We start from the raw sequence: 24,491 nt of genomic DNA on the forward strand, positions 1-24,491 counted from the left end.
AAAGAGAAAAAAATGTTAAATATGTCACAGTTGACACAAAGCGTTATAGTTACTATTGGTATACAGAGTTACTTTTAGTATACTGTTTAAAACAACAATGAAATTGAGGGGATTCAGATGAGCGACGACAGGCAGCCTAAGCTTTTGTGCGGTAAGGTGGAACAGTCCTTTCAGATCATCAGCAAAAAATGGACCGCTCTCATCATTCATACTTTGATGGAACATCCCAAACGATTTAGTGAAATTCACGTCTCCATACCCGATCTTAGCAAACGCATGCTGAACGAACGCATCAAGGAACTAGAGCTTTCCGGCCTGATCCTTCGCAATGTCATCACAGAGCGGCCTGTGCGTACCGAGTATTCGCTGACACGCAAGGGTAAAGAGCTAGGTGATGCATTGAATGGTGTGGAGAGCTGGGCCGAGAGATGGCTTTAACTTCTAACAGGAGATCGTCACACATGGTCTCCTGTTATTGTGTTACCCCATGTGGATCATAATACAGACTACAGTACGAAAATAATGGAACAACCACGCAGCAGCTCATGATTTCAGTCTGAGCCAAGGAAGGAAGAGAACGATGGCTTTTGGCATTACCCGGCAGGAGCTTATGGCCTGGAAAAGAGAGGTCAGTCGTGGTGAAATTGCTTTTCTGACACATTACTGGCTGGATGATCGCTTTCCAGGCATTACAACCGTCACCAAGGTGGGATGTTCTGATTTGGACAAGCTGCGCTTATGGTGCAACCATAACGGATTGGACCCCCAATATATTCATCAACGTCAGGCCTATCCGCATTTTGATCTTATCGGCAACAAACAGACAGAAATTTTACGTAAGTACGGCATGAGCGATCAATTAAAACGCTTTGAACTTCATCTCCCAACGAGTACACGCCCATCGTTCTAAACCGCAGCTCTCAGAGCTGCGGTACTTTTGTTTTCATACCCGTTAATACCTTGTGTATCCAAATCGCTGACATAGCTCCTTCTCCCATCGCCACAGTCGCTTGCTCGGCATGAACTCCTAAGTCCCCGGCTACCCACACATTTTCCACATTTGTCATTTTGCTGCGAGGATGAGTTTCAATGTGCTTATTATGCAGCAGATGTACACCCAGTTGCTCTGCCAGCTCTGAATGAACATGATTGCTGCCAAAAGCTAAAAAGCCCCGCTCTGCTCGAACTACTTGTCCATCAGCCAGTCGCACTCCTTCAAAACAGCCCGGTTCTCCGGTTATAATCTCAGAAATAGCGGCTTCCTTATAGCCAATCCCTTTTTCCCACAGCTTTTCGCCCAGCTCGTCCGGCACCTCTGAACGCTCATGATTGACATATACAAGTTGATCGGTGCGCTCTGATAAAATCAGAGCCATGGAAGCTCCTGCTTTGCCAGCCCCCATGACGACCGTACTGCGATCCTGAACCTCATAACCGTCACAATCCGGGCACACATATACACTGTTGCCCAAGCAAGCTTGTAACCCATCCAGTTTTGGAAAACGATCCGTTAGCCCTGTCGCCAACAGCAGCGTCTTTGACGAATACATGGAGCCTTCCTCCACTTGAATGTCAAAAAGCTCATCCCTTTTGACGGCTTTGACCGCCTTTTCTTCAACAAACTCAGTTCCTAGTTTCGTAGCCTCGCTACGTCCACGCCGTCGCAGCTCTTCACCAGAAATTCCCTCAGGAAATCCCAAAATATTATGATATTGATGACACAGCGTAGACCGACCATAGCCGGAATCTATTACCAGCACCCGATGACTGCTGTATCTTCCCAATTGAATGGCTGCTTGCAAACCGGCAATTCCCCCGCCAACAATAATGCAATCATAGTTCATCACTTTTCCTCCTTTGAATGCGCGTTATCCTAGACAGCTGCATAAAACCGCAATCACATCTATGTAAACTTCTCATCCAATTTTAAACATAATATCACCCACTAACGGATGAATTAACCGCTGTGTCTGTATATATCAAAGCTTACATATCTTAAAAATGGAATGGCAAAGAGCACTGTAGATACCCACAGTGCTCTAATCAGGCTGAACCTGAAACGTCATTTTATCGTGAAAATTATTTAAATGTTTTTACACGTTCTTCAATAGGCTGGAATTCTTTTTCACCTGGTTGGAATGTCGGTTTACCAAATGGCATTTCAGCAATCAGTTTCCAATGCTCAGGAATGTTCCATTCGTTTTTCACTTTTTCATCAATCAAAGGGTTGTAATGCTGAAGGGATGCGCCCAATCCTTCTTGTTCCAGAGCTGTCCATACAACCAATTGCAACATACCATTAGATTGGTTAGCCCAGATTGGAAAATTGTCCGCATAGGCTTCGAATTGTTGTTGCAGACCAGCTATCACGTTATTGTCTTCAAAGAACAAGACCGTTCCGTAACCGCTGCGGAAACCGTTCATTTTCTCAGCAGTAGATTTGAATTGTTCTTCATTGCCTACCACTTCCCGCAAAATATCTTCTGTAATATTCCACAGTTTGTCATGATGTTCTCCAAGCAACACTACGGCGCGTGAAGTTTGGGAGTTGAACGAGGTAGGTGTGTACTTTACAGCTTCCTCTACAATCTCTTGAATTCGTTGGTCAGAAATGACCTGTTCTTTGCTAATACCATAATAGGAGCGTCTGTCTTTCAGAGCTGTGAAGAAATCTTTAGTCATTTTGTTACCTCCTGAGAAAAATCAATTACTTTTCGTAACTTAATATACATTGCATATATCTTAAAGTCAAGAGTTTTCTTTTTGAATATTACCAGTTAGTTGATGATTATACGCCACCATTGTATTTTTTCTCACTGGAAGAGGTATGCTTGGTTGCATCCTTGTCTTTCTCCTCCTGTCTTTCCATCTTCAAATCCTCTACAGGAATGGCATCTACCGTCTGCTCGATCTCAAAACGGTCAAACAAGCTTTCCTGCTCTGTTGGATACTGCTCTGCATGATCTCGATTGATCGACTGTTCCTGGTGTTTAGATTCCGTTGTTCCTTCCCCCGTCTGTCCTTTCTGCTCATTCTGATCGTGCAGGTTATCTTCAAATGGGGCCATTTTACTTCCCTCCCTATCGGATTGGTGTCCACAGTATACTTTTACCTTTCACATCGGGGATTAAACGCAAAAAAGAGAAAATCTCCGCAAAGATTTTCTCTACTCGTGTACTTATAGATGGTTGATTGGATTATTCCGAGCTGGATTGACCTGTACACTCATAAAAAAGATGAGGTTCCAGCTTCTCTCCCGTTACGAGCTTCCGCACCAGTTGAGTCCCCGAGTCGGGGGTCATTTGACCATACCAGTCCCCTTGAGGATAGACGATCACAACCGCAGCATCATGACAACGCCCATTACAGCGAGTTCTGGTCGTGTGAATATATGCCTCTGCATTTTGTTTACGAATTTCATCCCGAATTGCCTGTGTAACTTCTTCACCCTCATGTCGCATACATGTGCCTCCATTGCAAATCAATACATGATGCTTCATTGGTTCTAATTCAAAAATAGCCATAGCTTCCCCTTTAATCAACAGTTGTTGGTTTTAAATCAATGTTTACCTGGATAAAGAACAAGCTGTGCTTCCATCTGACCAGCTTCAATCGTCAGCACGATAAATGAATATTCGTCTTGACCGCGTTTGTCCGTCGGAGACCCCGGATTAAGGACAAGCTGACCGTCAATCGTTTTGAGCACCGGAATATGAGAATGTCCATAAATCAGGCAATCCAGCGTTTCTCCCTTAAACGTATTCAATGCGATATTTTCTGTCGTGCCTCGCCAGCCGTGACCGTGAACCATGCCGATTCGCTTGCCTTGGGCTTCAACGATTCGCTGATAGCCTAGACGCTCCACGATGTCCACTCCATCATTGTTTCCGGCAATGCCTTGCACAGGCGCAAATTCAGCTAGACGTTCATATACGAACCAATCCGTCCAGTCTCCGGCATGGAGAATGAGGTCACTGCCTTTTAACTCCTGTACCAGTCGACTAGGCAGTGTTTTGCCTCTGTGCGGCATATGAGTGTCTGAAAGTACGATGATTTTCATATTAATTGCTCCTTACCAGCGTCTTTACACAGATGAACTTTGTTGCCCCACGCGCTGCTGAAGTGCCTGCTCCAAATCTCGCAGCGTAACGGTCTCGAAAAACGTCTGTATTTTCTGCTCTGCCACGGTATATAAACCATCCAACAATGCGTCTATGTTCCTGCCTACCTCACAATTAAGATTGCTATCGGTGTGGATGGCGAACAACGGACCTTCATCCTTAGTCGCTTCATAGATCATTTTCAGATTGATGTTTGAACTGGACATGCTTAGACGAAAGCCGCGTGCTCCAGGCGATGAATCAACCAAACCCGCTTGCTTGAGGCGGCTCATAATCCTTCTCACAACTACCGGGTTTGTATTGATGCTGGAAGCTATAAGTGACGATGTCATTCGCTCCGGTGCCCCTTCAGCCAGAAGAAGCAGACAATGGATACTAACGGAAAAATGGGTACTCATGTTAACCACCTTTATGTGTGTGCCTCATTAAATGTTTGATAAAATACTTGTTTCCATCATACCACAATAGAGGCACCAACACAGTGCTAACTGCACCTTACTCCGGAAAATAGTCATTTTCAGGACGTACTCGCACCTTTAATTGGCGCACACTATATTCCAACTGTTTTACGATATCCTCCAGTTGACGACGGTCAAGTCCATTAAGGTCGGCCGCTGGCTTGGGTGCATTTTTCAAATCACGTATGGTTGCCTGCTGCTCCTGCCACTTGTCCATCAGGTCGGCTATATTCGCATAAAAGCGTTCATAATCCTTGATCACTTCATCCAGAAAGGCATCTACCTCGTCCGGATCATAGCCCCGCATTTTATTCTTAAACTGTTTCTCATGAATGGAGAGCGCGTCCAGCTGAATGCCCAGTTGTTTAAACAACTGCTTTTGCTTATCCAGACGACGCTTCATATGTTCATCCATCGGTTATTCCCTCCTTAACACACTATTCTTTTTATATCACATTCTAGGCTGGGAATAAAAGTCTCTGCTGATTGCCCGGCCCTATGAACGGGTATAAAAGAGCATACGTGTCACTTATACAGACCACGAAGGGGAGAGATGATCATGAATCATTTGAACGATTCGCAGCTTGCAGAGCTGAAACATATGTTGTTGGAGCAGAAAAAGGATTTAGAAAAGCATTTTGAACAAAACGGTCAGGCAAACGCTCAATTGGGAGAAACACTGACAGATTCCACAGGTGAGCTCTCGTCCTATGACAATCACCCCGCTGATATAGGGACAGAAACCTTTGAACGGTCCCGTGATATGGCGATTAATGATTCGCTGCAAGACGAGCTGGAGCAAGTCAATGCAGCCCTTCAGCGGATAAAGGATGGGACATACGGAATTTGTGTGGAGAGCGGGGAAGAAATTCCTTTTGAACGGTTACAAGCCATTCCATATACAGCCTATACCGTCGAGCACACGCCAACTCGAGAATTATCGAATGACCGTCCGGTAGAGGAACAGGTCATGACTCCGCCGCCCAAGGGTGCAGGTGAGGTTCGCCAACGGAATGCAGGACGATTTGATGATGCGGGCGCATGGGACGCCGTGGAAAAATACGGTACATCGAACTCACCTGCAACTGCCGCCAAGCGTGATGTCACAGATTATGATGAAAATATGTGATGCTCGAATGCCCAAAGACTTATTGAAAATACCTATGTATTTGTCATCTAAAAAAGCAGCTTGTCCTTTTGACAAGGCTGCTTTTTTAGATCTTCTATAAATACGGTACACCGCTTATCCAATTTCTATCCGTTTCCGACTGCGAGCTGACTCAATACAAGCATCGATCACCTTCATATTGCTCACCGCATCTTCTGGCTCATACGGCAACGGGACACCGTCAAGCACTGCTTTAGCAAAAGCATCCGCTTGCAGTTCAAAAGAATTAAAACCTTTCAGACGTTCCTCACGCGTAACCGAACCGACGTGGACGAAAATTTGCGGTACCACAGACGTTCTTTCCCAGCCGAACATTTTGGGCATCGCAATCGTACCCTTGCTACCGAGAATTTCCATGTTGGAACGATTGGCTGCCCACATGCCACAATCGAAAGTAAGATTGATTCCACCCGGAAATTCCAGCAAGCCGGAAGCCATCATATCGACGTTGTCATGCTCCGGGGAAAATAAGGCATGTACCGTCACTGCCTCCGGCTCCCGATCCAAATACATACGAGCGGCTGATATCGGATAGACACCCACATCATATAGCGAGCCGCCGCCCATGTTTTTATTAAAGCGCACATTATCTGCCTGATCGGTATTGTTAAACGTAAACGTGCAATGGATGCCGCGAATGTCACCAATTTCCCCACTATTGATAATTTCCTTAATTCTTCGATGTTTGGGATGATAACGATACATAAAAGCCTCTGCAAAGATCACTCCTGCACGTTGACATGCTTCAATCATGCGGCTTGTACCGGCCGAGCTAAGAGAAGATGGTTTTTCACACAAAACGTGCTTCCCAGCCTCCGCCGCCCGAATGGTCCACTCTTCATGCAGATGGTTTGGCAACGGAATGTACACCGCTCCGATTTCGGGATCAGCCAACAGTTCATCATAGCTTCCATAACTTTTTGGAATATCGAACTCCCGGGCGGCCTCAGCGGCTTTATCCGCATTACGACTAGCAATCCCAAGCACTTCTCCGCGTTCGGATTGCTGAATCGCAGGAATTACAGCGATTTGGGCGATCTCCGCAGTGCCTAAAATTCCCCATTTCAGCTTTCTACCCATCATTCTCATCCTTTCGTGGTTAGGAATAGTTGTCTTGTTCCGCTTTGTGCAGCATACCTAAGCAACGGTCCAAATCAGCTTTGACCTGCTTCTTGTACAGTCGGGCTTTCTCCTCCCCATCATCTGTAAAGTGATAGAGTACAATCTCCTGAAAATCCACGCGCGGGTCTGTTCCTTTCAATCGCTTGGTACGGTAAAAAACGCCTTCCTGTACCAGCTCATGCAGCGCCCGGTAAACCTCGCTCTGAGGCGGAACATATCCAAAGCCACTAAACTCATCCTTCATCGATTCGAGCATCTGATATCCATAACCGCGATGCCTCTCCACCATTGTGATCAGATAAATTTTGATAAAAGCCCGCTGGGATATCATAAACGCCATTTCACAGCCTCCTCCACACCTTATTCGTGCACCTTATCTTCCATTATAAACCACTCTGCGTCCATAGACTATTTCCTTTGATGAGATAAGAGTTTATGAGAACTCTCCATCCCTTGTGACCTGTTTTAAGATGATGAGAGATATAGAATGAGGCGATATAGAGTAGTGTGCGAAGCGCTGAGAAATGAGTTTATGGTTTACTATTATGAATTTTTCATATGTTGAAATAATATAATATTAGTTAAAAAAGTATCCCTTGGCCTTATTTCTTGGCTTTGGGATACTCTTGTGAACATATGTGATTGGATTATCAAATCAAGCCTGCTTTTGTACGGCTGGCGGACTCCCAGTCGGACGAGGACGAACCCGAAGCCCCACGATCCATTTGCCCAGAGGCAAACGTGCCAGCAGCCATGTTCCGGCAACGGAAAAGATCATACAGAGAACGAATGAAGCCAGCATACGAAGAACGTGGCTCCAGTCTGCAAACAACGTCTCGTCAAAATAATAGGTCACACGCAGCATAAAGGCATGCATGAGATACGCTCCATAGGACAACGTTCCGATGGCCGTCAGCATACTCGCCGCACGTCCCCCCTTATGAGCAATCCACGTCGCTACCCGATAAGCTACAAAAATAGACGCGACGCAATATACAGCCATGACCGGACGCAGCAGAGACAAATAGTTAAAGGAAAGAACTGTACCTTGCGGTGTCTGGAACTGACCGATCATCTCATACAGCAAGTAGCCAGTAATTACGATAAACAACGGCCAGTATATCATTTGTGCTTTGGTTACCCATGCATTCCAACGCTTGACGTTCATCCCGGCTGCCGCTCCCAGCACAAAATAAAAGAAAAAGTAGATCACATTCCGGTCAGCGTACAGGGTAAACCAAGAGGTAATGACCGGAAGCTGGAGCTTATCCATCGCTTGGTATACGGGTCCAACGGCGAACATGAGCAAAATATATAGCACGCCGAATACAGCCAATGCAGCGGGTCGCCATGTTGATGGCAGTAGCGCAGACAAACGACGGACAGCATAACGAAACACAGGAAATAACACATAACATTGAATAATCATTACGATGTACCACAGATGATAGCTACTTTTCCCGTTCAACAGCTTCTGGAAAAAATCCAGCGGGTGAATATATCCTCCACTTTGAGCAAGCTGATTTCCCAATTCGTATAAAAGTGACCATATGATATAAGGAACGATGATGTCCAGGAATCTTTTACGTAAAAACGTTCCGTACTTTAAGGCTCCATCATAATTGTAAAATAGCACCATTCCAGTGATAAATACAAACACAGGAACTGCAAATTTGGAACACAGCAGTAAAAGTGTCATCAATACCCCGTCCTGGACGCGCGCCCCCTGCGCAACCGCATAGTGTGCGACGGAATGCTGAAGAACAACGGCCGCAAAAGCCAGCCCTCTCAGCAAAGCGACTTCGGAAATTCTCTCTTTTTGACTCATGCCACTCTCCTGTTACATCTAGCAATTTATAAATCCAGGATTTTTTCAAAATCCTCAATCTATTATAACGACAATTCTGTAAAAATATATAGAAGGTTAAACGTGCCAACGGCAAGCTTAGCATCATTTATCTCAGATTTATTCTATGATCCACAAATATGTAAAAGCAGCAGTCCTCCCTCTCGGGGAGACTGCTGCTGTAGAAACAACTCATATACAAAGGAGATAGGAAAGCCTGTTAAATCACGTTCTCAACTAGCCGTTAGGTTTTTACAGGTTCCTTCTCGTATCTGTGTATGCATCTGTACGCGGCGTGTCCGCCACCGTATCATCATACGTTCTGTAACGATCCGCATTCAGCGAACGGTTGGTGCGGAAAATATCATAAACATCCCTGTGATGGTCAGCTGAATCTACCAGCACTAAAATCTTGCCCTGATCGACGTATGTCTCGTATTGACGTGCATCATCCTCTGGAATGCCCAGCCCGACCAGTCCACCGACCAAGCCACCTGCTCCCGCTCCGACAGCTGCTCCGGTAAGAGTAGCCGCGATAGGTCCAGCGGCAAGGATAGGTCCGATACCCGGAATAGCCAAGGCCCCGATGCCTGCCAGCAAGCCAGCGACACCGCCTACAACTCCACCTGTAGCCGCACCTGTTGCTACACCCTCCGGTGCCTTGGTGCCTGTCTCTTCATTAATCGCCCTTAGATCGTCACGGTCACGTGTGATCACAGAAATCTCACTGCTTGGAATTCCTTTGCTCTGCAATTGTCCAATCGCACGAGACGCTTCCTGTTCTGTATCAAAAACACCAACAATCTTCTTTTCATTATAATCGTTTAAGTTATTAGCCATGATAGTTACCTCCCAATATTTTAGTGTCGAGTGGTTCGTTTTTCATTACCCCGCTATTATGACGTTTAAACGATTTTACAAAAATTCAAAAAATCGATTAGCATAAAACAGCTTCTATTTAACGCTTTGGCTTTGCTCTGTTGGTCGCCACAGCTTCCAGTGGATCATCCGGCCAATAATGCTTGGGATATCTGCCTTTCAGGTCCTTTTTGACTTCAAAATAAGCTTCTCTCCAGAAGCTGGACAAGTCGGATGTCACTTGGACAGGTCGCTGGGCAGGTGACAGTAAATGCAATACAATGGGCACACGTCCGCGTCCAATACGAGGCGTATCCCTCATACCGAACAATTCTTGTAGTCGTACGGCCAGCGCTGGTACCTCAGGATTCGAATAATCGACAGGAATGCGGGAACCGCTGGGTACGCGGATATGCGTCGGCGCTTCCTGATCAAGCTGCTGCCGCTGTTCCCAATCCAGCCTGCCAAGCAGCAATGCAGCACTGTCCAGCCGTTGCAGATCGGATACATTTTTGGCTCCTAGAGCAAAAGGCAACAGCCACGATTCCAGTGAATCCAGCAATGCCGATTCCGTGCAGTCGGGCCAGTCCTCAGGCGCCGAGAAGTGCATAAAAATCAAACGAGCCTGCAACTGGAAGGTTTGCCGATTCCATGACAACAGCTTCAGACCGCGTTCACGGACACCCTGCATCAAGGCGGCAGCAACTTCCTCTGCCGGAGGTCGCTCATAGGACGTTTCCTTTAAGACGAGTGAGCCCAGTCGCAGTACCTTGCGGGCTCTCACTGCTGAGGCGGAGCTATCCCAGTATACGCTGGCTTGTTCCAGCAACAAATCGCTGCAATGCTGGGTCAGCTCTTGCAGTTCAACCGGTGCCGCCAACTGAATGGCACCATCTGCTCCCTCGTCGTCCACTTCGGCGGCGACGAGATAGGATGAACGCGACATCCACTCCACTTGTCGGAGTCGCGCGCCCCGGCCGCCGCTAAGCAAAAAGCGGCCGTCCCCTCGGCCCTGCGCGATCCGATCCGGATACGCAAAGGCCAATAGCAGCCCGCAAGCCGCGGAGCCGTCAGGCTCGTCCTGCGCTGCGACTACTGTCGGCAGCGAGGCTAGCAACTGCCGGCTCTCTTGCACGATACGGCGAATCACCGTATCGTCTGCCGTCCGCAGCAGGCTGTGCGTGCTGCGGGCATGGGTCGCCTCGCGCAGGGCATCCAGCCGCGGGCGCAAATCCGTTCCGCCATGGGCGCGGAACGGGTCCCGCTCTTGCAGCAGCGCAGCCAGACGGCTGGCGGTTGGTGCCAGGCCGAGTGCCGCAGCACGCAACAGCATGTGCCCGAGGCGCGGGTGCGTGCCCAGGGCGGACACCTCGCGCCCATGCGCGGTAATGCCGCCTGTAGTGCCATCGGCTGCTGCATCCAGACAGCCGAGCTGGTGCAGCAGACCTGTGGCCTGGCCGTACGCGGCCTCAGGCGGGGCATCCAGCCAGGCCAGCTCGGCGGGCTCGCGCACGCCCCAGGCCGCCAGCTCCAGCGCGAGCGGGGCCAGATCCGCCGCCGCGATCTCCGGGCGGCTGGCTTCGGGGAGCGCTGCATGCTCCTGCGCGCTCCACATCCGGTAGCATACGCCCGGCTGGAGACGCCCCGCCCGTCCGCGCCGCTGGTCGGCGGAGGCCTTGGACACCTTGACGGTAGTCAAACGGCTCATGCCAGTTCGCGCGGAAAACAACGATTCCCGCGACAGTCCGCTATCGATCACCACCGTGATCCCGGCGATGGTCAAGCTGGACTCGGCAATCGAGGTGGCCAATACCACTTTTCGACTGCCCGAAGCCGATGGTCGTATTGCCTCATCCTGCTGCTCCAGCTTCATGCTGCCGTACAGCGGAATTACTTTGACGTGTGCTGGTAAATGCTTTGAAGCCAATTCTCGTTCCGTTCTATGAATTTCTCTGGCCCCTGGTAAAAACACCAGCAGATCGCCTTCATGAGCATGAAGCGCCTTTTCTACTGTCTCAGCCGTAAAGGACTCTAATGAGGTTGACGAAGGCTTGGACATATGGAAGGTTTCTACCGGAAATACGGTGCCTGGACATTTCAGTAATGGCGCATCCCCTAATAGTCTACATACAGGCTCTGCCTCCAAGGTGGCAGACATGATCAATATCTTCAAATCCGGTCGCAGCAGCGCCTGGCTTTGCAGGGCAAGTGCCAATCCCAAGTCTGCATGCAGGCTGCGCTCATGAAACTCATCAAACATAATCAGCCCGACTCCCTCCAACGCCTGATCATGTTGCAACATCCGGGTGAGTACGCCTTCCGTAACCACCTCAATCCGCGTGTTTGGCCCTACTTTTGTATCCATGCGAACCCGGTAGCCCACCGTCTTTCCGGTGGGCTCTCCCAGCGTTTTTGCCATTTGTGCTGCTGCTGCACGTGCTGCCAAACGCCTCGGCTCCAGCATAATTATCTTTTGCCCTACCAGCCACGGCTCATGCAGTAGCTCCAGCGGTGTTACCGTCGTTTTCCCCGCTCCCGGCTGTGCAATCAGTACCGCCGCCGAATGAGATTGCAGTGTATGTTTAAGCTCGGGGATCACTTGCATAATAGGCAGTTGTTTATCTGTCAATGAAATCTCTCCAATGATACGCTTGATGCGTAGAATCTAAGTTTTAGTTCTTTTATTATTGTGAATTTTTCATTACCTGTAATTATTGAATAGAAAAGGTTAAGCTGCCCTCTGGAACTTCTCCTCGGTCTGTCATACATAATTCTTCTAAATCTATTATACAGATATTTAAATTTCCCGTCTGATCATCGCGGCTATGTATGCTTCGTCTTTAGCTTCTATACCTATCGGGATGCACTCACGGCAAGATCGTTTTATAATATAGTTGATATGGATTGCTGAAGGACGGAACACAGAATCGAGGTCACTTTCGTATGGAATTACAGGCCCAACCCATCAGAGGGCGATTTGCCCCAACACCATCGGGATGGATACACTTAGGAAATGCTCGTACCGCCTTATTATCCTGGCTGCACGTTCGTTCCCTGGGCGGAACCTATATTTTGCGCATGGAAGATATTGATATGACGCGAGCTCGCAGCCAGTTGGCGCAAGGGATAATGGAAGATTTGCGCTGGATCGGTCTGAACTGGGACGAAGGACCCGACGTAGGCGGTGCCTACGGTCCCTACACCCAAAGCCAGCGGCTGGATAGCTTCCAATCTGCATTGGAGAAGCTACAGGGGCATGATTTGCTATATCCTTGTTTTTGCAGTCGGGCTGACATTCTGGCTGCCTCTCATGCTCCACATGGACTGTCTGGTGAAGGACCCGCATATTCAGGGGCATGTCGTAATCTTAGCTCTCAAGATGCCGTAGCCAAAGCACAGCATAAACTCCCTTCACTTCGCTTTAAAGTACCGCAAAGTCCAGATGCCGTTATTTCGTTTCATGATCAGGTAGCAGGTCATGTGACCTTCGGTGCGGCAGAAGGCGGCGATTTTATCGTCAAACGAGCGGACGGCATGTTTTCCTATCAGCTGGCTGTCGTTGTCGATGATGCGGATATGCATATGACCGACGTACTCCGCGGGTATGATCTTCTCGATTCAACGCCCCGTCAGCTATTGCTGTACCAAGCTTTGGGCTTGCAGCCGCCACGTTTCGCACACGTTCCCCTTGTCCTAGGCCCTGATGGACGAAGGCTGGCCAAACGACATGGTGGCGTAGCACTCCGAGCCATGCGTCGACAAGGGGTCTCACCGGAAGCAGTCATTGGCTGGCTCGCCTATTTTTCAGGGCTGCTGGATTCACCCGAGCCTGTGAAGGCAGTAGATTTAATCGATGACTTTCATTTAGACAAACTGCCCAAAGAATCCGTCATCCTGACGAAGCAATGCCTCACGAGATTATCTGCACTGCAACGGTAATGAGGTAAAGCACGGAAATCAAAGTGTACGGGCAAGGGCATTCCGTCCTTTGCTCCGCTCGTCTCTATTCCTCCAGTCGCTTACGCATAGCGGACTCATATTCATAAAATACAGATGACGTATTCAGCCCTCTTTCCTCCAGCAGCATACGGAGACGAAGTGATTTTTCAGTCAGCCTGCGACTGATCCGCTGTTGCTCTCCTGCCTCATGGCAAGCGTGAAGCAAATCACGTAGCTGGACACATTCCTTTTGTAACTGAAGCTCTTCCGGTAAAATGCCTGCATTCTTCAACAGCTTGTACGACATCCGCAGCTCCTCTGGAACATGTGACAAATCCTCGATCACCAGTGGCTTGCCCTCTCCCGGTAAATGATCAAACTCACCTTTGGCCATCGCCTCGGCAATCTTCTGCTCTGCCATTCTGGAGAACATCCCCATCGCCCCTTTCCACTCCTTGTATTAAACATCCTATGTACAATCTATATTAAAGAAACCTGGAGTCCTTTGCCACTGTAGCTTACATATCATTAGGATGTCCTGTATCCATAAAGGAGAAAGAGGGTTATTCTTCGATCCCAAGCAATTGACATACTTGTACTCTATATTTTTTGGCCTTACGTGTTCCATGAATGAGATTAGACAAGCGACTAGCAGGAATATGGTAGGTATCACAAAATGTTCTCTGATCCATTTGAATTTCAACTAGCTTTTGTTTGATTCTCCAGCCGAAAGGAGTTACAGGATTTCGTTTGTTCAACAACGCTACCACCTCTTCATAGTATAGGATTTAGGATTTAGAATTTTGATTGGGGTTTGGAGATTGGAGATTGGATTTCACGCTCTTCCTTCAGCAACATGTCATGAACTCATTTGTTAAGATTTCATTTTGTATATTTGGTATTGATTCAATAGTTCATCCAGTTTCATGGATTGTTCAATCACTTTGGGATGCGTTAAAAATCCGTATTTCTTCTGGACTTGGTACAGTTTTTTTCTGGCCCGTTCGACACGAAGTAAAGTCACACCTGGATTCATCAGCATGATTCCCCCTTCTGTGTCATATCTTAATGCAAAACGTAAATTTTTGGTTTTTTTTAAAATACGCTTAACAAAAAAAGTGCTTCTGGAATATTCCAGAGGCACTTTTTGTCGGTATATGTTTATTTTTAGTTGGTTTCAAGTTGTTCACAGGGTAGTTTCAATCAACAACACCACCCATTAACAAAAAAGTTTAGTGAATGTTAATTCTTATTTTACCTTTAAGCACCTCCAATAGTATCGTTAAGCTGAATAATATGGTGTTGGTTATAATCATGATTAGGTACAGCCACGATAAATAAAAAGCTAGCTGCGACGATCAGAAGAACCATTTTTCTTAACATTGTCTAACCACACCTTTTCAATGAAATTTAAAAACTGCGTCTTTGTTTCATGTGCTGCATTCATTCTGAAATGTAAGAATAATCCCATGCAGTTTATAAAATAAGTTTCATTATTTATTATATGTGACTTTAGCATTGCATACATCAAGTGTTTAAAACCATCGTTATACCTCCCTTGATGCAAATAGTAATAAGCTAACTCGTATCCAAGACGTGCAAACTGTTCTGGTATCACTTGTTGGGTATACATATCAGATGACGGATTGTGTTGGGCAAATAAGTCAATTTTCTTTTTAAACCTTCGAAGTATATGATCTACATCTATACTATACTGGTTTGCCGCCGACATAACATTCAACACTTTTGTAACCATTTCTTTTTCAGAAGCATCTGGCGATGCAGCAATATATTCAACATAATTGTTTAGTACACTTATATCTCCAGATAATAGTTTATAGGTGTAGATATTACCTTCTGCCCAATCTTGAAACTGTTTAATCCAATGCAGAGTATCCTCGTCAGTCTCTTTGACCCAATCTAAATTAGCATAGGCGTATGTATATTCTAATGCCTGCTCATAATCGCCTTTGGCCTCATATACACTGGCACACAGTAAATCAGAATATGTAATGTACACAAACAATGGACGGCTCAGCCTCTTTTCAATTTCCGCAGGCTTTCGTTTTTTCTGCTGATGCTCTAATGTATATTGGATTTCCGCTTTATCTCTCATTTTTCGAGCAGTCACATCAAGCCGATCCCATAAACGCAAAGAACGATACACATTCGCCAAATCTTTTAGCGCATCAAGTTGGTCTATTTCATCCAGGCGTTCCACGAAGGGTTCAAATAGCGTTGCTGCCTTGAGATTACGGCTTTGGTCGTCTCCAACTTGAATCGAGAATATACGATATTGGCAGGTGGCCAAGCGTTCAGAATGCTGATATTTCTCCACTTCTGCGACATTCTCATAGAGAGGCAGCGCAGCAGCATGTCGTCCCTGTTCAAATAATGCTTCTGCAACATCAAATAGCCTGGACGCATACAGCGGATTATCCATGATATGCCCTACCATTCGACGGATTGCATCCAGCTTGTCCAGTTCTGCACAACGATACAATAATGGCTCGATTCGCCTAAAATTCGGGGAAAGATCAATGATGTAATTTTCTATGTATAGGTCATAAAAATAGCCTTCTGGCAAATCCATAGCCACAGTAATTCGGTCCAGCTGCTGTACGGAAACAGGACGATGCTGAGTAATCCAATTACTAAGCGTTCTTTGATGTACCCCTGAATATTCGGCAAATTGACTCAACGTCATATCATTTTGTTTTAGATAATACTCAAACTCCGCTGAAATCGTAGGTGTATGCTTCAAGTCATAACCACCCTTCACATAAAAATTCCATTATTTTAAAAATCACCCTCTATTCTTCTCTATAATTAACCATCTGTCAATATATTATGCAACTAATGTTTATAACGAAAATTCAGCATAACTTACACATATTGGGACATGTAGGACGAGTGGCATCCTGAAATGATTGGGTTGATCCAAGTAAAAGGTTTCACAGAGTTGACATGACTAATTCATTTCCCCATGTGGATTCTCACCAGTAATGATATAGAGGTCCCATGCAGAAACTCTGTTGGACCTTTTAATTACATGAAAAATCCCCTGATGTAGATGCAATCAGGGGATACCTAGGTTCATTTCTCTCGCTTTGATAATACGAAGTTGATTATTTCTCCAGTCACAATTCCTGTCAAAATTGCATAGATTCCCATAGCGCTCATCTTATATCCCAAAGCGTAAAATAACCCTATAACTATTGCGTAGCCCAACAAAATCGCTGCATAGCGTTTTAGTAACTTACTCATGGAAATTCTCATAAGCAACTCCCACCTAAATTTATACTTCAACCATTGTAAAAGTCTGGTATCAATTATCAACACAAACTGAACAACATAAGATTTTGTTCGGTTTGTACAAGAGCGACGCCGTCTTCCTTGGATCGCTTTAAAACGATCATTTCTTGGTTGAAGAGGTCGCATATAAGCATAACGTAGCAACATTCTCTTTAAGCCCTTTGTTGGCCACAAGCAATCATTAAATATTCAAAAGTAAATCTATAATGTTGATAGAGTGCATTAAAGTCGAAAAAAAGTGGAGTTTAAAATTATGACTATATAGATGATACGGTTTCAAAATACTCTCTCTGTATATGTCAATCAAGATTTCGGTGTTAATTGAGATATCTTCTGCTCATCATTCTTAGTTAAAGAACCCTTCTTTAAAATTGATTTTTTTGTTTCTGAGTAAGTATAGAGTACTGCTAGTGGAGAATCGTCACCTTTACTCACAAAGTCAAAACTTTTCCCATCTTTATGCCAAACTATAGATGAGATCAATGTAAAGTCCTTATCGGACACATGCATATAGCTGTTACGCTCAACATTGTATAGTCCGATATAACTTGAACCTAGATCACCGATTCCAAACGCAATCTTTTTTCCATCAGGCGACCAGTTATAGGCATCAATCTTTTCGCTCCCGGCTCCGTCACTATTCATCTCAAACATGTTTACAATAGTTTGAGTCCCATCGGATAAATTAATTAAAATAAGTCTACTCCCCTCGTGATCGCTTACATGAAGAGCTACCTGGTTGCTTTTAGATAAGGAAAGTGAGTTAACTCTCAAAGGTCGTGGGTTGAGCTTAACGAGTTGCTCTCCACGCTTACCTTTTATTTTCATAGAATTCACAACTTCATTGGCTTCGGCGGCTTCTTCCCCTTTAGCGTTAGTTAATTTTGCTGTAAAAGTAACGTCTTTATTTTTCCATACAATCTGTTTCCCCGAAACTACAACCTTAGATTTGTCTTGGTTATTATCATACTGAGAATAATCTAAGGTATTCACCTTTTTAACAGTTGCTCTAGATGTTTCTACAGTTGCTTTTTCGTCTACTTTTTTTACACCTTCCTTTGTGCTGTTTACCCCGGTATTATTCACTTCGGTCTGAGGTAGTTGATGATTTGAGCTTGCCTTACCACTACACCCTGAAATCACTAACATCACTATCGCACCTACAGACATAATCTGCACGAATTTCATAGTTTCCTCCTTACAATACAATGTGTCGTTATCCCTGCGTTCCCTTTTATAGTTGTTCTTCTTCTGGAATAGAGAAAAACATTTGCTTCGCCTGATCTTCAGTCGCTTCCCCCAGACGAGTTTTTTTGCCAGCTTTATCAATAGTCCCGAACGTGGTGCCACCCGGAACGCTATAATTATAATAAACTACGCCCTTTTGGATCGTTGGCATTTTGCCGCTTTGTTCAACAATTTTGTTGGTGAGGAACGGCAGGCTTGCATTTTTAGCTTCCTGTTGCAGGTTCAGCCTTGCAGACCAGAGCAGTTCTACATGTGTGTCAATGATACGATAGTAATTCACACTGTCCATGTGTTGTTCAAAAAATTCACTGGATTGGTTTTTTTGGAAGTAGCGAATATAAGCCATACTATCCCCTTCTTTACCTGACAGTACATTAACTTTGGCAATACGTGGAAGACTGTATGCACCATGACGAGCTACAGAAATATCGCTAGATTGGATTTCTTTCTGCATCTCTTCTGTCGGCTTAGCTACGTAAACTGTACGATCTGGGGCATCCCAGTACACTTGAGAACCGGACGCATCTGCAATGAAACGCAGCGGTACCATAACACGACCATTTTTCATTGCAGAAGAGGTAGACAGCGTTACTTTTTTATCACCTACCATTGTCTCTTTTTTACCAGCCACCAGTGTTGATTTTGTTCCGTTATTATCTACAGTTACCGTTTTAGAAGTATTGTTCCAGTTGATCGTTACACCAGGAATCGATCTTATCATATTCAATGCTACTAATGTGGAACCATTCTGAACATAGGGGTCTACATCCCCTGGCATGGGTACGTTATTCACTTGCACAATAATGGACTTGGAGGCTGCTCCAGAAACACCGCTAGCAAGCATACTAAAAGATATTGTTGATGCAAAAGCCGCTTTGAAAAATGTATTCATAATTATATTCACCTCAATAGTGTCTTCTTGTCATCATTTCAAACTAAATTGAGCTTAGTAGTATTAATACATCGATTCAGTATTAGCTAGTGTTTTCTCGTCTCATTAGGAATAGGTTGGATAATATCTGTATAGGATTTCGCCTTTGCAGTGAGATCTTTTTGTTGACCTTTATCATCTTTGTATACAGCTTTGATATTCCCATGCTCATCATTAAACATCAAGATATCAGTCACCCATCCGACGTAATTATAACTTGGTTTTTGGCCAGCACTAGACACAATATCAGACATACCATTTCCTTGCGTAAATTGCCAAACTGCTTTGGCTACTCCATTTTTAACTTCGACTACCGTATTACCAACTCTGTTTAAATACATATATCTGGATGAATCTCCTCTCGGGAAAACGTAAGTATAGCTTAGATTAGCCCCCGGTTTTTCTAGAGAAGAAAGCGATTTGTAAGAGAATTGAATCGGCAACGATATAGCAGCCTGACGGGCTGCTTGTAAATCTTCTGCCTGTAAGCTCTCTTGGTCTACCTTATAATTACCGTCTTGAATAAATAAAATAGACCGAATCTTCTCATAGTTTGCCTTGTAGCCAAAGTTCTCCGACACAAAACGAATAGGTACCAATATCCTTCCTTGAGTCATTTGGACAGGAACGTCTACCTGAACTGCTTGGTTATTTTTAAATGCTTCTTTTTTGTTGGCCGTCAGCTTAATTTGATCTTTGCCTTTTGTGATGAGAGCATACTGACTTTTACTATCCCATTTATAGGTTACCCCAAGTGAAGCAAGCGTGCGTATAGGGACCAAAACACGCCCGTCCTTAATAATAGGTGAAACATCAGTTGCTATAAACTTTCCATTCACATTCACCGCGTTAACGGATATCGGATTGGCAGCATCAGCAATCGCCCAGGATTGAAACATAAGTACGAAGAAAAACACAAACACAATAACCTTTTTCAAGATAAATTACCTCCTTTTTCAATAAGTTCTCTTACATAAGACGTATGTAATAATTCGAAAGTTTCTAATCTATATCACAAAATTCATATGTTTTGAGATGATGAGCGAAATGTAGCGTTCATGGTGTTTTTTGCCCTCCCTAATCCCTTTTCAAGGTCCTTCATTCGCTCCGTGGGTCTTGCCACCTTAGAGCCAGTAGCAATGAGCCTGCTTCCCTGTCTTATCCTGCCTACTCTCCTGCTCACCGATCTGGAAGCCAGCCGCTTGCTACAGTATCCAGGCTGGTTCAAACCAGCCTTTAGGGTTACAACCGGCCATTAAAAAAGAACGCTCTTGGATTCCTCCAAAAACACCTTTTCTAAACAATGACCTTTTCCGAAATTACTTTCCTTTACGAATTATGCTCATTTTTGTAAACTTGCACGCAAAAACTGTATAATAATTGTATAACTGTAAACTAGGTGAGGGGAGAGAACGATGCTAAAAAATCCTTATTATTTAACTTTTGTTCTTTTGGTATGGCTCATAGCTAGTCTAGTTTTGCGAATTTCATATAATTATCCGAACACTCTTTATAACTGGTTGTTAGCATCATTAATAATCCGTTTAATTGTACGCGCTATTCATGCAACATATCAGAAAAATGGGAAGACCAGTAGGATAACTGATTGGGTTGTAGAATTATTTATGCTTCTCATTTCATTCGGAGTTATCATATCCATATTTTCAACTAAAGACTTTTTATGGTCAGATCAATTAATTTTTCTGCTTGCAGAGCTATATTTACTTATTGGTGTGTGCGTTAATCTTATCAAAATCAGAAAAAAGGGGTGCTCCTAGATTTCTCTAGCCCCCTACTAATTGTTTTTTTTAGCCTATCGACTTCCTGAAGCTCGGATCAGAAAACTTAAAAGGAAAGCATAGATAAGGACGTCCCTTATTGCTCAGAACGTCCAAAATGAAGTGAAAAATCTATTTTATTTGATCTTTCCTTACTTCGCCGGAAATAGGTACAATAATATCTGCTAATCCTGTAGTATTTTTAGGCAAAGCTTGCGTTACTGGCTTCTCGGTCCCCACTTTACCATATGTGACACTATGATCCACACGTTCTTGTAAAAAATAATATTGTGTTTTGTCTTCCGATGGACGCTTTCCTTTTTCTTTCATTTTCTTCCTCGAATCTTCTTCTACACCTTCCCAAACTATATGTTTAACATCATCCTTAATTTCATAGTAAGTATATAAATTCCCAACAACATAATAATATCTCAATGCTTCTCCTTCAGGAAAGATATACTGATAATAAACACCCTCCTCGGTATTATGAAGCGCATTTTCATCCTTAGAAGGAAGATTTACAGCGATTTTACGTGCCGCCACCAAATCCGTACCTTGATACAGCTTCTTATATGTTTCTACTTGGTCAGCACTCCGGATAATGACAGTATTTTTGTCCGCTTTCCACTCCACCTCTGCTTTAAAGGCTTCGCTGATGAAGCGCAAAGGCACAACAACGCGATTCTTGTTTAATTGAGCAGGCACGTCCAAAGTAAGTGTTTTTTCTCGATAAGAAGCTTCTTTTTGGCCGATCGTAAGTACAAGTTTTTCTTTTACCCCAGGAGCATTGACAGTCACCGTCTTCTTGTCCGCGTTCCAGACTAGATTAAGCTTTAGCGGCTTTAAGGAAGCTAAAGAAACCATAGTCCTTCCTGCAACGGAAACAGGTGGAGCATCTGAATTAGCGACCTCACTATTGATCACCAATTGAATGGATGGTGCAGCAGAAAGCGGAATAGCAAATGTTAAAAGCATACCTAAAGTAAGCATAGATGAAAGAAAGATTTTTTTCATACCCAACTAACCTCCAATAATTTGTAATTCACTAAAAATCCATTGCTGCTTATAATTTGAATTCATAAGCAAAATAAAGAACATCCCTTGCTAAGGACGTCCTTAATAAACTGGTTCAGTTACTATTGTTTTCTCGTCTCATTAGGAATAGGTTGGATAACATCTTTATAGGATTCAGCTTTTACAGTGAAATCTTTCTGTTGACCTTTATCATCTTTGTATATAATCTTGAAATTTCCATCTCTATCATTACCCATTGTAATGTCTGTTACCCATCCGACGTAATTATAACTTGGTCTTTGGCCAGCACTAGATACAATATCATCCAGACCATTTCCTTCTGTAAATTGCCAAACTGCCTTGGCTATTCCATTTTTTATTTCGACTACCGTGTGTCCAACATTGTTTGAATACATGTATCTGGACGAATCCCCTCTCGGGAAGGCGTAACCATAGTCTTTATTAGCACTGGGTTTTTCTAATGAAGAAAGCGATTTGAAGGAGGATTGAACTGGTAACGATATAGCAGACTGACGGGCTGCTTGTAAATCTTCTGCCTGTAAGCTCTCTTGGTCTACCTTATAATTACCGTCTTGAATAAATAAAATAGACCGAAGCTTCTCATAGTTTGCCTTGTAACCAAAGTTCTCCGACACAAAACGAATAGGTACCAATATCCTTCCTTGAGTCATTTGGACAGGAACGTCTACCTGAACTGCTTGGTTATTTTTAAATGCTTCTTTTTTGTTGGCCGTCAGCTTAATTTGATCTTTGCCTTTTGTGATGAGGGCAGATTGACTTTTACTATCCCATTGATAGGTTACCCCCAGTGAAGCAAGCGTGCGTATAGGGACCAAAACACGCCCTTCCTTAATAATAGGTGAAACATCGGTTGCTATAAACTTCCCATTCACATTCACCGCGTTAACGGATATCGGATTGGCAGCATCAGCAATCGCCCAGGATTGAAACATAAGTACGAAGAAAAACACAAACACAATAACCTTTTTCAAGATAAATTACCTCCTTTTTCAATAAGCACCCTTACATAAGACGTATGAAATAATTCGAAAGTTTCTAATCTATACCACAAAATTCATATGTTTTGAGATGATGAGCGAAATGTAGCGTTCATGGTGTTTTTTGCCCTCCCTAATCCCTTTTCAAGGTCCTTCATTCGCTCCGTGGGTTGCGTTAAGCGAGCGCCAGGAAAGTAGAGCGCCTTGGCCGGACGCTTTCTCCCGGCGTAGGCGCTCTAGTTATCGGCGTGAGTAGCGGCCCAGCGGTGCGTACTGGCTCTTAGGTGGCCGCTCTTGCCCCCTTAGAGCCAGTAGCATGAGCCTGTTTCCCCCACTCTTGTCCTGCTCGCTCCCTTACTTGCCGATCAGCGAGTCTATTTTTTACAGATATCCCGGCTGGTTAAAACCAGCATTTAGGGTTTCAACAGGCTCATAAAAAAAGACTCTTCCGGTTTCACAGAAACGTCCTTAATAATCTTCAACCCACAAAGATACATATATAAATAATACGTAAGCTAAAAGGAAGAACCCAATCACACTAAAAAGGATAATCCAGATAAAACGTTTTTTTAATGGAGACAGGATTTCCCCGCATCGTCTTAGGATTCTCTGACGGGTAGGCAACAACTCATATTCTAATTTCTTTATAACATGTTCTGCTTCTTCCTCATCTCTAACTAAAAGTTCACTCCATAATTGCTCATAGCGTTCTTGAATTTCTTCTTTTTTAGAACTATCTTCTAGAAAAGCCATTTAGCACCTCCATAATAATTCATTTATGTAGAAAAGATTTGGAAAATGTACAGCACCATTTTCCGAAGTTTTCTATTATCCAACCTTACACATTGCCTGCGTAACATAAAGAAAAACACAGGTTCCTTTTTGTTGGACCCGTGTTTTATCGTTTATACAATTAGCTGTGGTCGATGGATAAGGCCCCGCTTATGGTATTAGCACTGTTATATGAACACCAAAGAAATAATTTTTATTTTTATTTAAATTGTAAATGCGTACAAAAATGCGCTCACCTGTTTTAAAAGTGGAACTGGACACAGCGTTATTACTGCCTAATTCATATGCAGTAATGGTATAGCTTCCCGAATGTGGGTAATCCTCCATTCACAGCTCCTCTAATTTTTATTTCTCCTGAGCTGTTTGTAGGGAAATAGTAGTGAGTATAAATAGTGTCTCTTACACCTGAAAATTCAGCAATATAAGTACCTTGGCTGTTAATGTTCCAGAGCGAGGTTGGGTACGTAATGCTGAATAACCCTAAGCTGCTTGAAGTGCTTATTTTCTTAGGATCAAGAGCAGACGTCTTATCTGTTGCTGGATCTAATATTTCGACTTTAGCATCACTCGTTGTTTCTATAACTGGTTTATTCATATTATCTACAATACCAATTTTATCTACCGCTTTTTCGTTACTTCCAGTTCCTACTGGCAGAACTTCGACAGAAGGAGTCGCCTGATCTTTAGTTATTTGCTAGCGGCAGAACCGAAGCGGCGGATACAGAAGCACCTAAAGCAGCAACCATTGTAAGTGTAGCAAGCATAGTAAACCATGTTTTCTACATTTGTAATTCCCTCCATCCTTTAATTTTTATTCTATTGATGTATAATTTTTGTATGCAAATAGTTACTAATCTTTTTTTGTAATATACAACTAATTTT

The 24,491-nt window shown here is 44.1% G+C and carries 28 protein-coding genes; 4 read left to right on the plus strand and 24 right to left on the minus strand.

The genetic code is table 11. The features are described from left to right. Nucleotides 1-117 precede the first annotated feature (117 nt). Both ACEN8J_RS11805 and ACEN8J_RS11810 read left to right on the plus strand, forming a co-directional pair. Nucleotides 118-438 (plus strand): winged helix-turn-helix transcriptional regulator, encoded by a 321-nt coding sequence (locus tag ACEN8J_RS11805; protein ID WP_007430161.1) that lies wholly within the window; start codon nucleotides 118-120, stop codon nucleotides 436-438. A gap of 142 nt (nucleotides 439-580) precedes the next feature. Further along, a complete protein-coding gene (locus ACEN8J_RS11810) occupies nucleotides 581-910 on the plus strand; it encodes a hypothetical protein (RefSeq protein ID WP_069010239.1) in 330 nt (109 codons plus the stop codon). Between the two features lie 10 nt (nucleotides 911-920). Here ACEN8J_RS11810 and ACEN8J_RS11815 read toward each other — a convergent pair whose 3' ends face one another. The 7 genes from ACEN8J_RS11815 to ACEN8J_RS11845 all read right to left on the minus strand — a co-directional run bounded on the left by ACEN8J_RS11815 (nucleotide 921) and on the right by ACEN8J_RS11845 (nucleotide 4,994). Continuing rightward, nucleotides 921-1,844 carry an NAD(P)/FAD-dependent oxidoreductase gene (locus ACEN8J_RS11815; RefSeq protein WP_340955279.1) on the minus strand — a complete coding sequence of 308 codons (924 nt, stop codon included), beginning with the start codon at nucleotides 1,842-1,844 and terminating at the stop codon, nucleotides 921-923. Nucleotides 1,845-2,079: 235 nt separating this feature from the next. Further along, on the minus strand, nucleotides 2,080-2,682 hold the full coding sequence (locus ACEN8J_RS11820; protein ID WP_029519044.1) for a nitroreductase family protein: 603 nt from the start codon (nucleotides 2,680-2,682) through the stop codon (nucleotides 2,080-2,082). A 106-nt stretch (nucleotides 2,683-2,788) separates the two neighbouring features. Beyond that, complete coding sequence (locus tag ACEN8J_RS11825) at nucleotides 2,789-3,067, minus strand: YczO family protein (RefSeq protein ID WP_340932016.1); 279 nt, start codon at nucleotides 3,065-3,067, stop codon at nucleotides 2,789-2,791. Between the two features lie 130 nt (nucleotides 3,068-3,197). Further along, on the minus strand, nucleotides 3,198-3,524 hold the full coding sequence (locus ACEN8J_RS11830) for a (2Fe-2S) ferredoxin domain-containing protein (protein WP_029519041.1): 327 nt from the start codon (nucleotides 3,522-3,524) through the stop codon (nucleotides 3,198-3,200). Between the two features lie 35 nt (nucleotides 3,525-3,559). Continuing rightward, entirely contained in the window at nucleotides 3,560-4,060 is a 501-nt protein-coding gene (locus tag ACEN8J_RS11835) for a metallophosphoesterase family protein (protein WP_495594521.1), read from the minus strand. A 24-nt stretch (nucleotides 4,061-4,084) separates the two neighbouring features. After that, nucleotides 4,085-4,519, minus strand: a complete 435-nt coding sequence (locus tag ACEN8J_RS11840; protein ID WP_029519039.1) for an Rrf2 family transcriptional regulator — start codon at nucleotides 4,517-4,519, stop codon at nucleotides 4,085-4,087. A 97-nt stretch (nucleotides 4,520-4,616) separates the two neighbouring features. Then, nucleotides 4,617-4,994: a DivIVA domain-containing protein gene (locus ACEN8J_RS11845; protein ID WP_023988297.1), complete on the minus strand. Its 378-nt coding sequence runs from the start codon at nucleotides 4,992-4,994 to the stop codon at nucleotides 4,617-4,619. A 144-nt stretch (nucleotides 4,995-5,138) separates the two neighbouring features. Here ACEN8J_RS11845 and ACEN8J_RS11850 point away from each other — a divergent pair, with 144 nt between their 5' ends. Next, a complete protein-coding gene (locus ACEN8J_RS11850) occupies nucleotides 5,139-5,708 on the plus strand; it encodes a TraR/DksA C4-type zinc finger protein (protein WP_029519038.1) in 570 nt (189 codons plus the stop codon). Between the two features lie 114 nt (nucleotides 5,709-5,822). Here ACEN8J_RS11850 and ACEN8J_RS11855 read toward each other — a convergent pair whose 3' ends face one another. The 5 genes from ACEN8J_RS11855 to hrpB form a co-directional block, all read right to left on the minus strand. Then, complete coding sequence (locus ACEN8J_RS11855) at nucleotides 5,823-6,827, minus strand: Gfo/Idh/MocA family protein (protein WP_029519037.1); 1,005 nt, start codon at nucleotides 6,825-6,827, stop codon at nucleotides 5,823-5,825. Nucleotides 6,828-6,846: 19 nt separating this feature from the next. Continuing rightward, entirely contained in the window at nucleotides 6,847-7,209 is a 363-nt protein-coding gene (locus ACEN8J_RS11860; RefSeq protein WP_013310011.1) for a replication termination protein, read from the minus strand. A gap of 315 nt (nucleotides 7,210-7,524) precedes the next feature. Next, on the minus strand, nucleotides 7,525-8,697 hold the full coding sequence (locus tag ACEN8J_RS11865) for an acyltransferase (protein WP_029519036.1): 1,173 nt from the start codon (nucleotides 8,695-8,697) through the stop codon (nucleotides 7,525-7,527). Nucleotides 8,698-8,967: 270 nt separating this feature from the next. Beyond that, on the minus strand, nucleotides 8,968-9,555 hold the full coding sequence (locus ACEN8J_RS11870) for a general stress protein (protein WP_495594522.1): 588 nt from the start codon (nucleotides 9,553-9,555) through the stop codon (nucleotides 8,968-8,970). A gap of 118 nt (nucleotides 9,556-9,673) precedes the next feature. Further along, nucleotides 9,674-12,202 carry an ATP-dependent helicase HrpB gene (gene hrpB / locus ACEN8J_RS11875; protein ID WP_495594523.1) on the minus strand — a complete coding sequence of 843 codons (2,529 nt, stop codon included), beginning with the start codon at nucleotides 12,200-12,202 and terminating at the stop codon, nucleotides 9,674-9,676. Between the two features lie 314 nt (nucleotides 12,203-12,516). Here hrpB and gluQRS point away from each other — a divergent pair, with 314 nt between their 5' ends. After that, a complete protein-coding gene (gluQRS, locus tag ACEN8J_RS11880) occupies nucleotides 12,517-13,512 on the plus strand; it encodes a tRNA glutamyl-Q(34) synthetase GluQRS (RefSeq protein ID WP_495594524.1) in 996 nt (331 codons plus the stop codon). A 64-nt stretch (nucleotides 13,513-13,576) separates the two neighbouring features. Here gluQRS and ACEN8J_RS11885 read toward each other — a convergent pair whose 3' ends face one another. The 12 genes from ACEN8J_RS11885 to ACEN8J_RS11940 all read right to left on the minus strand — a co-directional run bounded on the left by ACEN8J_RS11885 (nucleotide 13,577) and on the right by ACEN8J_RS11940 (nucleotide 24,204). Further along, nucleotides 13,577-13,951 carry a DnaJ family domain-containing protein gene (locus tag ACEN8J_RS11885; RefSeq protein WP_076264218.1) on the minus strand — a complete coding sequence of 125 codons (375 nt, stop codon included), beginning with the start codon at nucleotides 13,949-13,951 and terminating at the stop codon, nucleotides 13,577-13,579. A gap of 124 nt (nucleotides 13,952-14,075) precedes the next feature. Then, nucleotides 14,076-14,270 (minus strand): XRE family transcriptional regulator, encoded by a 195-nt coding sequence (locus ACEN8J_RS11890; protein WP_341039274.1) that lies wholly within the window; start codon nucleotides 14,268-14,270, stop codon nucleotides 14,076-14,078. Nucleotides 14,271-14,386: 116 nt separating this feature from the next. Continuing rightward, the gene (locus ACEN8J_RS11895; protein ID WP_340885134.1) at nucleotides 14,387-14,554 is read right to left on the minus strand and encodes an aspartyl-phosphate phosphatase Spo0E family protein; all 168 of its coding nucleotides are present in this window, start codon (nucleotides 14,552-14,554) and stop codon (nucleotides 14,387-14,389) included. A gap of 303 nt (nucleotides 14,555-14,857) precedes the next feature. Further along, nucleotides 14,858-16,276 (minus strand): helix-turn-helix domain-containing protein, encoded by a 1,419-nt coding sequence (locus ACEN8J_RS11900; protein ID WP_208332492.1) that lies wholly within the window; start codon nucleotides 16,274-16,276, stop codon nucleotides 14,858-14,860. 332 nt (nucleotides 16,277-16,608) lie between these two features. After that, the gene (locus ACEN8J_RS11905) at nucleotides 16,609-16,791 is read right to left on the minus strand and encodes a hypothetical protein (protein WP_318626624.1); all 183 of its coding nucleotides are present in this window, start codon (nucleotides 16,789-16,791) and stop codon (nucleotides 16,609-16,611) included. A 339-nt stretch (nucleotides 16,792-17,130) separates the two neighbouring features. Next, complete coding sequence (locus ACEN8J_RS11910; RefSeq protein ID WP_341039273.1) at nucleotides 17,131-18,015, minus strand: protein tolB; 885 nt, start codon at nucleotides 18,013-18,015, stop codon at nucleotides 17,131-17,133. A gap of 46 nt (nucleotides 18,016-18,061) precedes the next feature. Next, nucleotides 18,062-18,967, minus strand: a complete 906-nt coding sequence (locus ACEN8J_RS11915) for a copper amine oxidase N-terminal domain-containing protein (RefSeq protein WP_341039272.1) — start codon at nucleotides 18,965-18,967, stop codon at nucleotides 18,062-18,064. An 86-nt stretch (nucleotides 18,968-19,053) separates the two neighbouring features. Next, on the minus strand, nucleotides 19,054-19,944 hold the full coding sequence (locus ACEN8J_RS11920; RefSeq protein WP_341039271.1) for a copper amine oxidase N-terminal domain-containing protein: 891 nt from the start codon (nucleotides 19,942-19,944) through the stop codon (nucleotides 19,054-19,056). Nucleotides 19,945-20,916: 972 nt separating this feature from the next. Next, a complete protein-coding gene (locus tag ACEN8J_RS11925; protein ID WP_341039270.1) occupies nucleotides 20,917-21,798 on the minus strand; it encodes a copper amine oxidase N-terminal domain-containing protein in 882 nt (293 codons plus the stop codon). Between the two features lie 122 nt (nucleotides 21,799-21,920). After that, entirely contained in the window at nucleotides 21,921-22,811 is an 891-nt protein-coding gene (locus ACEN8J_RS11930) for a copper amine oxidase N-terminal domain-containing protein (RefSeq protein ID WP_495594525.1), read from the minus strand. Between the two features lie 474 nt (nucleotides 22,812-23,285). Next, nucleotides 23,286-23,570, minus strand: a complete 285-nt coding sequence (locus ACEN8J_RS11935; protein ID WP_029517074.1) for a hypothetical protein — start codon at nucleotides 23,568-23,570, stop codon at nucleotides 23,286-23,288. Nucleotides 23,571-23,889: 319 nt separating this feature from the next. Beyond that, complete coding sequence (locus ACEN8J_RS11940) at nucleotides 23,890-24,204, minus strand: hypothetical protein (protein WP_495594526.1); 315 nt, start codon at nucleotides 24,202-24,204, stop codon at nucleotides 23,890-23,892. Nucleotides 24,205-24,491 lie beyond the last annotated feature (287 nt).

This window comes from Paenibacillus sp. Paensp38, from assembly GCF_059491915.1.